Raw genomic sequence first — 14,212 nt, 5'->3', positions numbered from 1 at the left:
AAATACGAGAGTCTTACATGTTAGAGTACGTCAGCGGATTGTGGCAGACCTTTTTACACAGACCTGATTTTTGGGCCGTTTTGAGTATCATTCCGGTCACTGCCTTTGTCACATGGGCACATGTGTGGATGGCTTTAAAAATGGTGTTTTACCCAATCAAGTTTTGGGGATTTCATTTAGGTCCTTTACCAGTCGGCTGGCAAGGTATTGTGCCACGTAAAGCTGGACGTATCTCTGGAATTATTACCGATAATACTTTATCCAAGTTAGGTTCTTTGCGTGAGTTTTTAGAGGCAATGGACCCTGAAGACATGGCGCGTATTATTGGTGAGCAAGTCGGATTTGAACTTGAGCATTTGATTGATGAAGTGATGATCGATCGTAATGCAGTGCTTTGGGAAAATTTACCCTATTCAATTAAACGCCGTATTTATGCTCAAGCGCATAAGCAATTACCAGGTGTACTCAGAGAATTAGTGACTGAGCTGACTATGAACGTTGAGTCACTGGTTGATATGCGTGAAATGGTGGTGAGCCAAATGGAAGGTGATCGCCGTTTAATGGTACGTATGTTTTTAAAAGTTGGACAAAAAGAAATCAACTTTATTTGGCATATTAGTGCTTTAATCGGGATGTTCTTTGGTGTTTTCCAAATGGTAGTCTGGTTTGTGGTGCCTTGGCATTGGACAGTACCGTTTTGGGCGTCTATTTGGGGCTTTTTAACTAACTGGATTGCAATCTGGATGGTATTTAACCCGATTGAACCGCATTACATTCGTTATCCGCAAATATTTAGATTAACAAAAGATCGTAAGTTCCCTTGGATTGTACCTGTTTTACGAATTGGTACTTATAATGTTCAAGGGGCTTTCATGAAGCGTCAAGAAGAAGTTTCAGAAGTCTTCTCAAGCGTAGTGACAGAAGATCTGATTACGTTAAAATCAATTATGACAGAAATGATGTATGGTTCACGCAAGGACAAAACGCGTCGTATTGTTAAACGTCATATTAACGAAATCATGGAAACTCCACTTGTTCGAACATCTTTACAGCTTTCTTTAGGCCCAAGAGAGTATGCAAGGTTAAAGACGGACTTGATTGATCGCTCAATTGAAATTACGATGGGACCGGTATGTGACCCTGCACTAAATGCAAGCCGGGCACAGAAGATTTTTCAAATGTTTAAAGAGCGTATTCGTGAACTAACACCAAAAGAGTTTCAGAATTTGTTACGTCCAGCATTTCAAGAGGACGAGTGGATTCTTATTGTACTAGGTGGGGTAACCGGATTTATTGCTGGTACAATACATTTGTTTGTGGCTTTCTTATAATTCGAAGTCGGGCAGGATCTATTGAAGATCAATGAAACTAAATCTGCCGGACCTCACATTCATTGTTTTAAATGAGGATGTTTTTTATGCGCATTATCTTACTCGGACCACCTGGGGCAGGCAAAGGTACTCAGGCTCAGTTGATCTGTAAGCGCTACAATATCCCACAAATTTCAACCGGTGATATGCTCCGTGCTGCAATTCGTGAAGGTACTGAATTAGGTTTAAAAGCTAAAAGTGTGATGGAATCTGGCGGTTTAGTTTCAGATGAACTCATTATCGGTTTAGTAAAAGAACGTATTGCTCAACCTGACTGCGTGAATGGTTGTATTTTCGACGGCTTCCCACGCACTATTCCTCAAGCAGAAGCTTTGGAAAAAGAAGGGATCAGCATTGATCATGTAATCGAAATTGATGTACCTGATGAAGAAATCGTAAAACGTCTTTCTGGTCGTCGTCAGCATCCAGCTTCTGGTCGTGTTTATCACGTTGTATACAATCCACCTAAAGTGGAAGGTAAAGATGATGAAACTGGTGAAGATCTTGTTCAACGTCCAGATGACCAAGAAGAAACAATCCGTAAGCGTTTAGCGTCTTATCACACTGAAACAGAACAATTGGTTGGTTTCTACCAAGGTCGTGCTGCTTCTGGTGAAAATGCGCCAACTTATGACAAGCTTGATGGCTTGCGTACAATTGAAGATGTACAAAAAGATTTGTTCAACATCTTAGACAAATAATTTAATATTATTTGTAATACCGAGCCCTCTTTGTGAGGGCTCTTTTCTTTCATTAAGTGCAGGAGAATGATTTGAAAATCATTTTGATTTTGGTGGTATTGCTGAGTCTGGCACTATTGTTATTTTTACTGTATCAAAGCTACAAAATGCTGAGAAAAGTACAAAAACAAGCGAAAGAAGAAAGAAAACAGCAAAAGCGTTTAAAGTAACCAAGTTGGGTATAAGCTATACCCAACTTTTATTCTGCCTCAATATTTTTAACCGCAATTTGTTTTTGTGCACCAAACTCAAAGCGGTCCGGCCAGTTACATACATCGGCAACCACGCACTCTGAACATTTTGGTTTACGGGCAATACAGCAGTAACGACCATGTAATATCAGCCAGTGATGTGCATCTAAAATAAATTCTTTAGGAATGACTTTTACTAAGTGGTGTTCAACTTCAAGAACATTTTTGCCTATTGCTAAGCCCGTTCGGTTTCCAACACGGAAAATATGGGTATCGACAGCCATTGTCGGCTGACCGAATGCAGTATTTAAAACTACATTGGCTGTTTTACGGCCTACGCCTGGCAAAGCTTCCAAATCTTTTCGGTTACTTGGAACTTCACCGTTAAACTGCTCCATTAAAATCTTACAGGTCTTGATAACATTTTCGGCTTTTGCGTTATAAAGACCAATCGTTTTAATGTACTCTTTTAACCCGTCTACACCTAGGTTATAGATTTTTTCAGCGGTGTTCGCAACAGGATAGAGCTTATCAGTTGCTTTGTTGACACTAACGTCGGTTGCTTGCGCCGATAACATAACGGCAATGAGCAATTCAAATGGTGATGAATATTTTAATTCGGTCTGTGGAGAAGGTCTTTGTTCACGAAGGCGTTCAAAGAAAATTTGAATCTGCTTTTTCGTCATATTTTTGACGGCCATTCAGACCTCCTGTAATTGAATGAGTTGCTGTTGTAGTTCATCAAGTTGAAGACGCTTTTTGGCATCTTCTCGAACACTGAGCTGCTTTTCCAACTTTTTAATTTGTGTACGAATTTTCGCTAATTCAATTGTAGTTTTTGCATCGTTTACAATCACTTCTTTTGGCTTCTCGATGAGCTCAATTGAAGGTAAATCATCAAGTGCTTGAGAGAACTGTGCAAACAGCTGGGTATCAATTTCAGCACGTACCACCGGGCCTTTACGATGTATACGACGTTTCTCTTCACGTTGAATATGCGCGTAATAACGTTGTCGTAAATCATTTTGCTCCGCAATGCGTTGCTGTTCGCTTGGCAATGCTTGAGTGTCTTCGACTAGATCAATACAGTCAACTGGGCAGGGTGGAATACATAACTCACAACCTGTGCATAGATCAGTCAAAATTGTATGCATGAGCTTACCACTACCAATAATGGCATCTACTGGGCAGGCATTAATACATTTTGTACATCCGATGCATTCATCTTCCCGAATAATTGCTTTCATGCGTTGTGGGCGTCCATCAGCCTGTATAGGCCAGACACTGGTTTCAGCAGGTAATAATGGGCGATTTAATAATTGTGCCAGTGCATCGGCCACTGGCTGTCCACCAGGAACACATTTATTTGCTTCTTCACCTTCAGCAATGGACTTTGCGTAAGGTAGACAGCCGTCACGGTGCCCACACAGACCACATTGTGTTTGTGGTAATAACGCATCAATCTCGCGTATGAGAGAAATAGATGGATTCATAGAGGAAAATAGCTTGCTTAAAACGATGCGATAATGAAGAAAAACCTAAGTAAGGTCAATGGATTTTAACGAATTTATTGGCTTTTTGATTGACCTAAAATGACGCTAATATTGCACAATAATAGATCAATAAAAGTGAAAAGATAAATGACTATTATTGATTGTTAGACAGTTTTTCTAAAAATAAGCTTATGATAATTAAGAAAAATAAAATAATTTAAAATAACTATTGTTAAAATTAATGGAAAGGGATTTAATATTTTGCTGCTAAATGATGCATTTTAAAATGTATTGCACCAATTTAATTCATTACTATGCTGAGGACCGTGCATTGAAATATAACAACCTGAATGAATTCCTGAATTACGTGCAAGCGCGTGATCCGCATCAACCTGAGTTTTTACAAGCTGTCGAAGAGGTCATGACAAGCTTGTGGCCATTTATTGAAAAAAATCCAGAATATGCCGAGCAGGGATTGCTAGAACGTTTAGTGGAACCAGAACGTGTGATCCAATTTCGCGTTTCGTGGATGGATGATCAAGGGCAGACTCAAGTTAACCGTGCTTTCCGTGTTCAATACAATTCAGCAATTGGTCCATTCAAGGGTGGTATGCGTTTCCATCCGTCGGTCAACCTATCTATTTTAAAATTTTTAGGGTTTGAGCAAACTTTTAAAAACTCACTTACAACTTTGCCAATGGGTGGAGGAAAAGGTGGTTCAGATTTTAACCCTAAAGGTAAATCTGATGCTGAAATTATGCGATTCTGTCAGGCACTTATGATTGAGCTTTACCGTCATTTAGGTCCAAATACTGATATCCCTGCTGGAGATATTGGTGTGGGTGCACGTGAAGTAGGTTATATGGCTGGCATGATGAAAAAGCTCAGTAATGACACGGCATGTGTGTTTACCGGTAAAGGAATTTCATTTGGCGGTAGCTTAATGCGTCCTGAAGCAACAGGCTACGGTACGGTTTATTTTGCAGAAGAAATGCTAAAAACACGTGGACAGTCTTTTGCTGGTAAAACCGTTTCGATATCTGGTTCTGGTAACGTTGCGCAGTATGCTGCTGAAAAAGCAATGTTCTTAGGTGCAAAAGTGGTTACGCTATCGGACTCAAATGGTACCGTTTATTTAAAAAATGGTTTTACAGATGAGTTGCTTGCTGAAGTTATGGAACTCAAAAATATCAAGCGTGGCCGTATTTCAGAATTTGCTTCTAAGCATGGCTTTGAATATTTTGAAGGGAAGACACCTTGGCATATTCCTGTAGATATTGCCTTACCATGTGCAACACAAAATGAATTAACTGGCGAAGATGCCAAAACGCTCATCGCTAATGGGGTAATTTGTGTGGCTGAAGGTGCTAATATGCCATCTACACTTGAAGCTGTTGAGCATTTTATTGAAGCTAAGATTTTGTATGCGCCTGGTAAAGCTTCTAATGCGGGTGGGGTGGCAACGTCTGGTTTAGAAATGTCTCAAAATGCGATTCGTTTAGGCTGGACACATGCTGAAGTCGATGAACGCTTACATGCAATTATGAAAGATATTCATGCCAACTGTGTTAGATACGGTACTAAAGAAGATGGTACTGTGAATTATGTAGATGGTGCCAATATTGCTGGCTTTGTAAAAGTTGCTGATGCGATGCTTGCACAAGGTATCTATTAAAATATAGAAATAAAAAAATCCGATGCAAAAGCATCGGATTTTTTTAGTCTAAAACTTATTTTTTAGGCTTTTTAACCAGTTCTTGTTCTACAACCATATCTAACACATCTGCTTGGCTAGATTGATCTGCTGCCGGGTTTTTCACTTCAAAACGTTTTACACGTAAGATTACGCGTTGGTTTGGATTGTGTTCAAAACCTTCGATTTGACCATAATATAATGACCAGTTTTTGTCAGCATAAGTTTTTACGCCTTTGTCATCATATTTAACTTCACGAACTTGCAAGCAAGTTTGTGGTGCAACACCCGTACAAGATTTAGTTTCTGGCGCTACTTCAAGGAAAACAGTTTTACCTTCAGATTGATATTTTGCTTCAGGTGTCATTTTACCTGTGAAAGTATATTTCTGGCCTTGAGCGTCAGCTACTGTCAATGTTGGTTGATCAACATTTGTTGTATTAAGTTCAAATGGAATCGCACGTTTTTGGAACAGGCTGCTAGAGAATTGTTCCTGTTTCATTAAAGCAGGTTCACAAGCCATCATAGTTGACATGACATCAGTCGTTACAATCGTATTGTTTTCAACTTTCCAAGTGGTGCCTTGGCGGTTACAACCCGTATCAATCGATAAACGGTCATTTGTAAAGTTAAGAACGATCGGCTTTTTAGTATTTTCAGGTTGGTATGACCATGAATAATCAGTTAAAGCTTGAGTATTGGTTGCTTTTTCGCCTTGGAAAATATGCTTTTGACCTGCTTTATCTGTCACGCTTAAGATTACCTGACCATTGTTATTACTAATTTCGATTGGCAATTTCGCTTCACTAAAGATGCTATTAGACAATTGTTCTTGTTTCATTAAATCGTCTTGGCAAGCCATCATTGTTGATGCAAGTGGAGAAGTTACAAGTTGGTTGCCTTCAACTTTCCAAGTACCGCCTTGGCCATTACAGCCAGTGTTAATTGCTAATTTACCGTCTGCATTAAAGTTAAGAATAAGTGGCTTAGATGCTTTTACATTTTGATAAGTCCAAGCATATTCACTTAAAGTAGTCGCAAGATTTTGTTGTTGCTCAGATACAATTGGAGCTTGAGTGTTTGAAACTGTTTGACACGCCATCAAAGAAAAAGGTAATAACGCAAGAATTAAATATTTAATTTTCATTTAAAAAACTTCAAGTAAAAAAACAACAGCACTAAGCTTAAAACATTCTTAAAAAAAGAAAATGTAAACATTTGATTGTTTCGGTTTTTAAAATGTATAAGTTTGTAAATTATTCTATTTTTCAACAAAAATAGTGGTATACCCCGCAAAACGGGGTATTTTCCAAAAATTAATCAAAGCGGTATATATCCATACCTAGTGAGCCCATTGTGAAGCTACTATGAACAATCGTAAAACGATGTCCCGTACCCATAGCAAAAAACAAAGGTGCAAAATGCTCAAGTGAAGGATGATTACGTTTCACGAACGGCAGGGTTTGCCACTCCAGTACACCATCATAGTCTTGATGACTCAGCTTACTGACCACTGTATTTCTAAAAGTTGAAGCCCATTCAGGTACTTTCGAATTGTCACCTTGCCAAGACAGTTCAGCAAGATTATGAGTAATACTTCCAGAACCGATCAGTAAAATTTGTTTTTCACGTAAAGGTGCCAGCGTTTGGCCAATCCGATAAATTTCCTGTGCAGTTAAGCCCATAGGTAAAGAAATTTCAACGACAGGAATGTCTGCATCTGGATACATATGTAAAAGAGGCATCCATACGCCGTGGTCACGAGGACGAGTGCTATTGGCATGTGCGACAAAATGAGCATCTGCTAACAACTTCAAAATTTCTTCTGCAAGCTCGGGTTGACCGGGGGCAGTATAGCGAATTTCATACAACTCTGGTGGGAAACCACGGAAGTCATGCCAAGTTTCCGGACGAGTCGAACTACTTACTTCGAGTGCTTTACTTTCCCAGTGAGCAGACATCACTATGATTGCCTTTGGAGTAGGCAGATTTACACTAAGACGATGTAAGGCAGGACCCACTTGTTCTGGATCAAGTGCAAGCATGGGTGAACCATGTGAAATAAACAGTCCGGGAAGGGTTTGTAGTTCCATTTCATTACACCTGAGTTGAAAAGCAGAATAATAGTCATTATGCCAAAATCAGGGCATGTTAAAAGTATCCTGATTTCAACGGATTGTTCTTAAAATGAAACGTTTGTTCTTTTTATGCACGGTGGTAAGGATGATTATGATTAATACTCATCGCTCGGTAAAGTTGCTCGATTAATAAAATACGTACTAAGGGGTGTGGCATAGTAAGTTTTGAAAGTGACCAATGCCAAGCAGCGGCTTTACGTACCTGATCTGACAAGCCATCTGGGCCACCAATAGCGAGTGCCACATCATTACCTTCAAGCATCCATTGTTTCATGGTGTCTGCTAGTTTTTCTGTGCTGAGCTCGCGTCCACCAACTTCTAAAGCAATGAGGGTCTCATTAGGTTTTAAAGCATTTAAAATACTTTCACCCTCGATTTGACAGTATTTTAAAATATCTGCTTCTGAATCATTTTTACCGCGTTTTGCCATTGGGAGTTCAATAACCTGAGTTTGAACAAAAGGCTGGATGCGTTTGAAATAATCTTCAAAACCAGTAAGTACCCAAGCAGGCATTTTTTGACCAATGGTCAGAATACGAATTTTCATGGTGTCTATTCAGTCAAAACAGCTGGCACATTATACCTGAGGAGAGGTTAACTGCGGGGGAGTAAGTGGGCATAAAAAACGCAGTCCAAAAAACGGTGTTGGACTGCGATCAAATGATCATCTGTCTGGAGTTCAGATGATCATAGAGAATAAAAACAAGGCTATCTGTGACATAAGATAGACAAGAGCAAATAATAGAATTAATTACTCTTACTTCTTATTATGAGGATGGTTGGATATTTTTCAATCAAATTGTGTAACAAAAAAAAGAGAGCCGAAGCCCTCTCTTTTTATATGTAAATTAGTGACGCGCTGCTTTTGAGCCTTCCACCGGTTTTACAATCGGTGTTTTAGGTAAAGGCTTTGGCATCGAAGTTAATGCTAAAGGTAAGATTTCATCAATGCTTTTCACAGCTTTGATTTCTAATCCTTCTTTCACATTGTCTGGAATTTCTGCCAAATCACGAACGTTATCTTGAGGAATAAAGACGAGCTTGATTCCACCACGATGTGCAGCAAGAAGTTTCTCTTTCAAGCCACCGATACGCATCGCACGACCACCTAGACTTGTTTCACCTGTCATTGCAATATCTGGTCGAATCGCAATTCCAGTAAATGCTGATACAAGTGCAGTTGTTAACGCTAAACCAGCAGATGGACCATCTTTTGGAGTTGCACCTTCAGGTAAGTGAACGTGTACATCAGTTTCTTCAAAGCGAGATGCTTCAATTCCAAGTTCATCGGCACGTGTGCGTACTACAGTCATTGCTGTGGTAATTGATTCTTTCATTACATCACCGAGTGAACCGGTTGTAATGAATTTACCTTTACCTTTAACAGCTGCAACTTCAATAGTAAGCAATTCACCACCTACAGAAGTCCATGCCAAGCCATTTACACGGCCTACTTGTGCTTCATCTTCGGCCATACCAAAGTCAAATTTATGTGGACCTAGGTATTCAGGAAGATTGGCAGAGGTAACGTCAAGCTGTAAGTTTTTAGATTTTTTACTTACTGCTTCTTTTACGACTTTACGTGCAATTTTAGAAACTTCACGTTCTAAATTACGTACGCCAGCTTCACGTGTATAACGTTGAACAATGTCACGAATCGCTTCTTCATGAATAGTTAACTCTTTTGGACGTAGGCCATTGTTCTTAATTGCTTTAGGAACAAGGTAACGCTCAGCAATGTTAACTTTTTCATCTTCGGTATAACCCGGTAGACGAATAACTTCCATACGGTCCAACAAGGCTTCTGGAATATTCATGCTGTTTGCAGTACAGATGAACATCACTTCAGAAAGGTCAAGATCAAGATCTAAATAGTGATCGTTGAACTTACTGTTTTGTGATGGATCAAGCACTTCAAGCAAAGCAGAAGCAGGATCACCACGGTAGTCTTGTGCCATCTTGTCAATTTCGTCGAGTAAGAACAATGGGTTCTTCACACCAACTTTTGTTAAAGACTGCACGATTTTACCTGGCATCGCACCAATATAAGTACGACGGTGTCCACGAATTTCTGCTTCATCACGTACGCCACCAAGCGCCATGCGAACAAATTCACGACCTGTTGCTTTCGCTACTGATTCACCAAGTGAAGTTTTACCAACCCCTGGAGGTCCAACCAAGCAAAGGATAGGGCCTTTGAGTTTTTTCACACGTGATTGAACAGCTAAGTATTCAACAATACGATCTTTAACGTCATCAAGACCATAATGATCGGCATCAAGAATCTCTTGCGCTTTGTTCAGGTTAATACTGACTTTGCTCGCTTTGTTCCATGGCGTATCTAGAATCACTTCTAGATAGTTACGTACCACAGCAGCTTCACTAGATGCAGGCTGCATTGCTTTAAGTTTACGGAACTCAGCTTCGGCTTTTTTACGTACGTGTTCAGGTAAATCAGCTTCAGCAAGACGTTTCTCTATTTCAGCAACGTCATCTTCAGCACCGCCATTCATGTCGGAAAGTTCACGTTGAATGACTTTCATTTTTTCATTTAGAAAGTATTCACGTTGGTTCTTTTCCATTTGGCGTTTTACGCTGTCATGTAAAGTTTGCTCAATTTGCTGTTCAGCAGATTGATTCATCAAGTAGTTCATCAACTCTTGCAAATGAGCTTCAAACTCATCGTACTCTAAAAATTTCTGCTTAATTTCAATATTTAGAGGCACACGAGTTGCTACGAAGAACATCAATTGCAATAAGTCTTCGATTTTGTTGGCAGCAGCAACCAGTTCACGTGCATTACGTAATTTTGCTTCTGCATATTGAGCAAATAAGTTACGTAACTCTTGTAAACGAGTTTCTTGCGTTGCCTTATCTACATTAATCGTCATTGGACTTAATTCATGTTCGGCAGTCAAATAACTATCTTCATCGATAATTTTTTTCAACTTAGAACGATGTAAGCCTTCAATAAGTACTTTAATGCAGTTTTCATCATTTTCATGATTAACTACTTGTACAATCTTAGCGACTGTACCGTACTGGTATAAATTGTCGTGATCAATTTCTTCTGTAAGCGAATCTTTTTGCGCAACTACAAATACTAAATTGTCACTGTTACGAGCCACATCAACTGCATTGATCGATTTTTCACGACCCACAAATAGCGCAATCTGCATGTGTGGATAAACCACCACATCACGTAAGGCTAATAGTGGTAATACACTTGGAACCTGAGGCTCTAAGTCAGTTTTTTCATTCATAATAAGTTCAGACATGGGCACTCCTAATGAGTGACAACGAGGTTGCCATGTTTTTTATAGTGATGTGTATTTTAAAAATTACAAGGGCATGACAATAGAAAATGTTGAAAAAAGGACTAATTTAGTCAACTTTTTTTTAAAAATGTTATGAATCAATAGATTAATTCTTAAGAAGAATAAAATTTTGTAGAGCGGCTACTCATTTTTACTTAATAATTCTTCTTCTCTTACTGGAGCAAGACTTGTTTGTAAGTAAAATTATTTGTTTAGTTTTAATTTTAAAATACATATTTTTATTAAGTATATTTAAATATTAATTATTTATATCATTTGACTGATATTAGAATAATCACACTATAATTTATAATATACATCTGTATTTTTATAATATATTTTAAATAAAATTAGATATTATTTTTTAGAGCTAATATTCTATTTTTTTAAGTAAAATTGATTTTTTAAAATATTTATATTTAATTAATTTGATAAAAAATAAACATTTATTTAGAGCTATTATTCTATTTTAAAATAAAGTTACTTATTATTAACAAAAACAACACACAATATTTATAATTTAAATTTTATTTAATTAATTCAAAAACTTAAAATTAATTATAGAAATATATTTTGTGATTAAAATCACAAATTTTCTTATCATTATTCCGGTTTTATATTTACCCTTTAAATTTATTCAATTAGGATGCCGCCTCTTTTTTTTGGGGCCAAAAATTTTAAAAATGTATTTGTACATTTTTATTGGTCGTTGAGTTCGGTATTTGTCTGAGAAGTTTTATGAATAAAGTTTACAAGGTCATTTGGAATGCTTCGATTGGAGCATGGGTTGCAACCTCTGAAATTGCAAAAAGTAAAACAAAGACTAAATCAAAAACTTTAAATATATCAGCGGCAGTTTTATCGGGTGTAATTTGTTTTGCTCCAAATGCTTTTGCTGGGACAAATACCGAAGGGGGAGTAGGCCAAGGAACATCCATTTCTGGTACAACTTCATGTCGTGAAGGAAGCGCTAATACGGCTAATCAAAAAGATATTGCTATTGGCTGCGGAGCACAAACTCAAGACCGAACTGGCTCTAACATCGCAAATCGTAATAATCCATATAATAATTCTACCGGTGCTTATGCTGGCGCAATGAAACAAGGCGGAGCAATCAGTGTTGGTACCGGGGCTGTGGTTGAGAAAGGCCTAGGAACAGCAATCGGTTCTTATGCGACGACTCAAGGTATTTCAGGTGTAGCAATTGGTACGGGTGCTTTATCTTCAGGAAATACTGCTCTTGCAGTTGGTCGTCAATCTGCAGCGACAGCCGACTTCTCACAAGCTATTGGTAATGTTGCTGCTGCGACGGGTAAAGGTTCTTTAGCCATAGGGCATTCAGCCACTGCGGAAGGTTACCGTTCAATTGCGATTGGCTCACCAGATATTGAAAATGCTGACCCTGTTGCTGGACAGGCAGGCGCTGCTTATCAACCAAAAATGGCTACTAAAGCAACGGGTAAAGACTCGATTGCATTTGGTGGTGGCGCAATTGCCACTGAGGAAAATGCTTTAGCAATTGGTGCATTTTCAGAATCTAAAGGTAAAAAGTCTGTTGCAATTGGTACAGGCGCAAAAGCACAAAAAGATAATGCAGTTGTTATTGGGGACCAAGCAGAAGCTAGTTTTGAAGGCGGCGTAGCAATTGGTAAAGGTGCCCGTTCTGAAGCGGAAAACAGTATTGCTTTAGGTAAAGATTCAAAAGCCAGTCAAGCAACCGGTGAAAGTTTCTTGACTAAACAATCAGCACCAACAGGTGTTTTATCAATTGGTGATGTAGGAAGTGAACGCCGTATTCAAAATGTGGCAGATGGTGCAGCAGATTCTGATGCTGCAACTGTGCGTCAGTTAAAAGCTGCTCGTACCCATTATGTCAGTATTAATGACAATGGCCAGCCAGGTGGTAACTTTGAAAATGATGGTGCGACTGGTCGTAATGCCATTGCTGTAGGGGTAAATGCTTCTGCTGCTGGTCGTGAGGCAATGGCGATTGGGGGCAATGCACAGGCAATAGGTTCTGGTGCTATTGCAATGGGAAGTAGTAGCCAAACTGTAGGACGTGGGGATGTCGCTATAGGTCGTAATGCATCGACTCAAGGTGCCGAAGGAGTCAATAGTAATCAATCTGTTGCGATTGGTGATCAGACGAAAGCAATTGGGGATCAGTCAGTAGCAATTGGTGCCGACGTGATTGCAAAAGGAAATTCATCAGTTGCGATTGGTGGCGATGACGTTGATAAAATTGCACGTGATACGGAATTAAGTAATACCTATACGGAAATTACTGGTGGTACTTTACAGGCAGGTAAATATCCAACAACCGAAGCGAATCATGGTTCAACTGCTGTTGGGGTTCAAGCTGTAGGTACAGGAGCGTTTTCTTCTGCTTTTGGTATGACCTCTAAAGCAACTGGTGATGCTTCTTCTGCTTTTGGCGTCATGTCAAATGCTTCGGGTAAAGGCGCCGCTGCATTCGGCGCTGTTGCACAAGCAACAGGTGATGGCGCATCGGCAATGGGTATTAACTCATTGGCATCGGGTACAAATTCAACAGCAATTGGCTCTGGTAATAAACCGGGTGAAGGAGCAAAAGCGACTGGGAACAGTTCTGCAGCAATTGGTAGTGGTGCGCTGGCAACAGGTGATAACTCAGCGGCAATTGGTAAAGGAGCTGAGGCTACAAATGAAAATGCTGCTGCTGTAGGTGGTGGTGCTAAAGCCACGGGTAAAAATGCTACAGCGATTGGTGGCGGTGCAATTGCCGATCAAGAAAATGCAGTTGCAGTTGGCCAAGGTGCTCAGTCATTAGTTGAAGGTGGTGTTGCTTTAGGCGCACGCAGTAAAGTAGAAGCCAAAAATAGTGTAGCTTTAGGCCAAGATGCTGTAGCGACAGAAGCAACAGGAACTTCTTTCCTGACTAATCGTGATGCTTCTCAATCTAATGGTGTGATTTCTGTTGGGTCGGCTGGAAAAGAACGCCGTATTACCAATGTTGAAGATGGCTCAGCTGACTCGGATGCGGTAACAGTACGTCAGCTTAAAAATGTTGATGGACGTGTAAACCAAAACACGAGCAATATTAGTAAAAATGCTCAGAATATTACCAATCTAAATCAAAAGTTAGATGATACAAAAACTGACTTGGGTAACCAGATTACGGATACAAACAAGAATCTGAATGATGCCAAGAAAGACCTTGGTGACCAGATTGCTGATACCAACACTAAGTTAAATACCACTAAAGATCAGTTAACAACTCAGATTAACGAC

General features: G+C 39.3%; 11 protein-coding genes. 5 read left to right on the top strand and 6 right to left on the bottom strand.

Going from position 1 to position 14,212, the window contains the following annotated elements; all coding sequences use genetic code 11:
- The first annotated feature begins 17 nt into the window (after positions 1-17).
- The 3 genes from R5R67_RS01345 (at position 18) to R5R67_RS01335 (ending at position 2,280) form a co-directional block, all read left to right on the top strand.
- Positions 18-1,331 carry a membrane protein gene (locus tag R5R67_RS01345; protein ID WP_000895449.1) on the top strand — a complete coding sequence of 438 codons (1,314 nt, stop codon included), beginning with the start codon at positions 18-20 and terminating at the stop codon, positions 1,329-1,331.
- An 86-nt stretch (positions 1,332-1,417) separates the two neighbouring features.
- Positions 1,418-2,071 carry an adenylate kinase gene (gene adk, locus R5R67_RS01340; protein WP_001220244.1) on the top strand — a complete coding sequence of 218 codons (654 nt, stop codon included), beginning with the start codon at positions 1,418-1,420 and terminating at the stop codon, positions 2,069-2,071.
- Positions 2,072-2,142: 71 nt separating this feature from the next.
- Complete coding sequence (locus tag R5R67_RS01335) at positions 2,143-2,280, top strand: hypothetical protein (RefSeq protein WP_000691574.1); 138 nt, start codon at positions 2,143-2,145, stop codon at positions 2,278-2,280.
- Positions 2,281-2,309: 29 nt separating this feature from the next.
- Here R5R67_RS01335 and nth read toward each other — a convergent pair whose 3' ends face one another.
- Positions 2,310-3,002 carry an endonuclease III gene (nth, locus tag R5R67_RS01330; RefSeq protein WP_000279326.1) on the bottom strand — a complete coding sequence of 231 codons (693 nt, stop codon included), beginning with the start codon at positions 3,000-3,002 and terminating at the stop codon, positions 2,310-2,312.
- Entirely contained in the window at positions 3,003-3,794 is a 792-nt protein-coding gene (locus R5R67_RS01325) for an RnfABCDGE type electron transport complex subunit B (RefSeq protein ID WP_001069880.1), read from the bottom strand.
- A 271-nt stretch (positions 3,795-4,065) separates the two neighbouring features.
- Here R5R67_RS01325 and gdhA point away from each other — a divergent pair, with 271 nt between their 5' ends.
- Entirely contained in the window at positions 4,066-5,469 is a 1,404-nt protein-coding gene (gene gdhA, locus R5R67_RS01320; RefSeq protein ID WP_000972052.1) for an NADP-specific glutamate dehydrogenase, read from the top strand.
- Between the two features lie 55 nt (positions 5,470-5,524).
- On the opposite strand, the gene R5R67_RS01315 is transcribed toward gdhA, so the two are convergent.
- The 4 genes from R5R67_RS01315 to lon form a co-directional block, all read right to left on the bottom strand.
- Positions 5,525-6,634, bottom strand: a complete 1,110-nt coding sequence (locus R5R67_RS01315; RefSeq protein WP_000696023.1) for an META and DUF4377 domain-containing protein — start codon at positions 6,632-6,634, stop codon at positions 5,525-5,527.
- A gap of 169 nt (positions 6,635-6,803) precedes the next feature.
- Positions 6,804-7,580: a dioxygenase gene (locus tag R5R67_RS01310; protein ID WP_000423006.1), complete on the bottom strand. Its 777-nt coding sequence runs from the start codon at positions 7,578-7,580 to the stop codon at positions 6,804-6,806.
- A 112-nt stretch (positions 7,581-7,692) separates the two neighbouring features.
- On the bottom strand, positions 7,693-8,172 hold the full coding sequence (rlmH, locus tag R5R67_RS01305; RefSeq protein ID WP_000702193.1) for a 23S rRNA (pseudouridine(1915)-N(3))-methyltransferase RlmH: 480 nt from the start codon (positions 8,170-8,172) through the stop codon (positions 7,693-7,695).
- A gap of 301 nt (positions 8,173-8,473) precedes the next feature.
- Entirely contained in the window at positions 8,474-10,903 is a 2,430-nt protein-coding gene (lon, locus tag R5R67_RS01300) for an endopeptidase La (RefSeq protein WP_001292274.1), read from the bottom strand.
- A gap of 777 nt (positions 10,904-11,680) precedes the next feature.
- Here lon and R5R67_RS01295 point away from each other — a divergent pair.
- Positions 11,681-14,212: ESPR-type extended signal peptide-containing protein (locus R5R67_RS01295; protein ID WP_318754736.1), on the top strand; the 2,532-nt coding region annotated here is incomplete at its 3' end.

It is taken from the genome of Acinetobacter sp. OYA S30 (assembly GCF_033599315.1).
Lineage (GTDB): Bacteria > Pseudomonadota > Gammaproteobacteria > Pseudomonadales > Moraxellaceae > Acinetobacter > Acinetobacter baumannii.
This window is presented reverse-complemented; position numbering and strand designations above follow the sequence as displayed.

What these genes read in the sequence shown, in the direction of transcription:
- R5R67_RS01325 (WP_001069880.1), bottom strand. Translation starts at nt 3,794, where the DNA reads ATGAATCCATCTATTTCTCTCATACGCGAGATTGATGCGTTATTACCA.
- R5R67_RS01310 (WP_000423006.1), bottom strand. Translation starts at nt 7,580, where the DNA reads ATGGAACTACAAACCCTTCCCGGACTGTTTATTTCACATGGTTCACCC.
- R5R67_RS01345 (WP_000895449.1), top strand. Translation starts at nt 18, where the DNA reads ATGTTAGAGTACGTCAGCGGATTGTGGCAGACCTTTTTACACAGACCT.
- lon (WP_001292274.1), bottom strand. Translation starts at nt 10,903, where the DNA reads ATGTCTGAACTTATTATGAATGAAAAAACTGACTTAGAGCCTCAGGTT.
- R5R67_RS01315 (WP_000696023.1), bottom strand. Translation starts at nt 6,634, where the DNA reads ATGAAAATTAAATATTTAATTCTTGCGTTATTACCTTTTTCTTTGATG.
- nth (WP_000279326.1), bottom strand. Translation starts at nt 3,002, where the DNA reads ATGGCCGTCAAAAATATGACGAAAAAGCAGATTCAAATTTTCTTTGAA.
- rlmH (WP_000702193.1), bottom strand. Translation starts at nt 8,172, where the DNA reads ATGAAAATTCGTATTCTGACCATTGGTCAAAAAATGCCTGCTTGGGTA.
- adk (WP_001220244.1), top strand. Translation starts at nt 1,418, where the DNA reads ATGCGCATTATCTTACTCGGACCACCTGGGGCAGGCAAAGGTACTCAG.
- gdhA (WP_000972052.1), top strand. Translation starts at nt 4,066, where the DNA reads ATGATGCATTTTAAAATGTATTGCACCAATTTAATTCATTACTATGCT.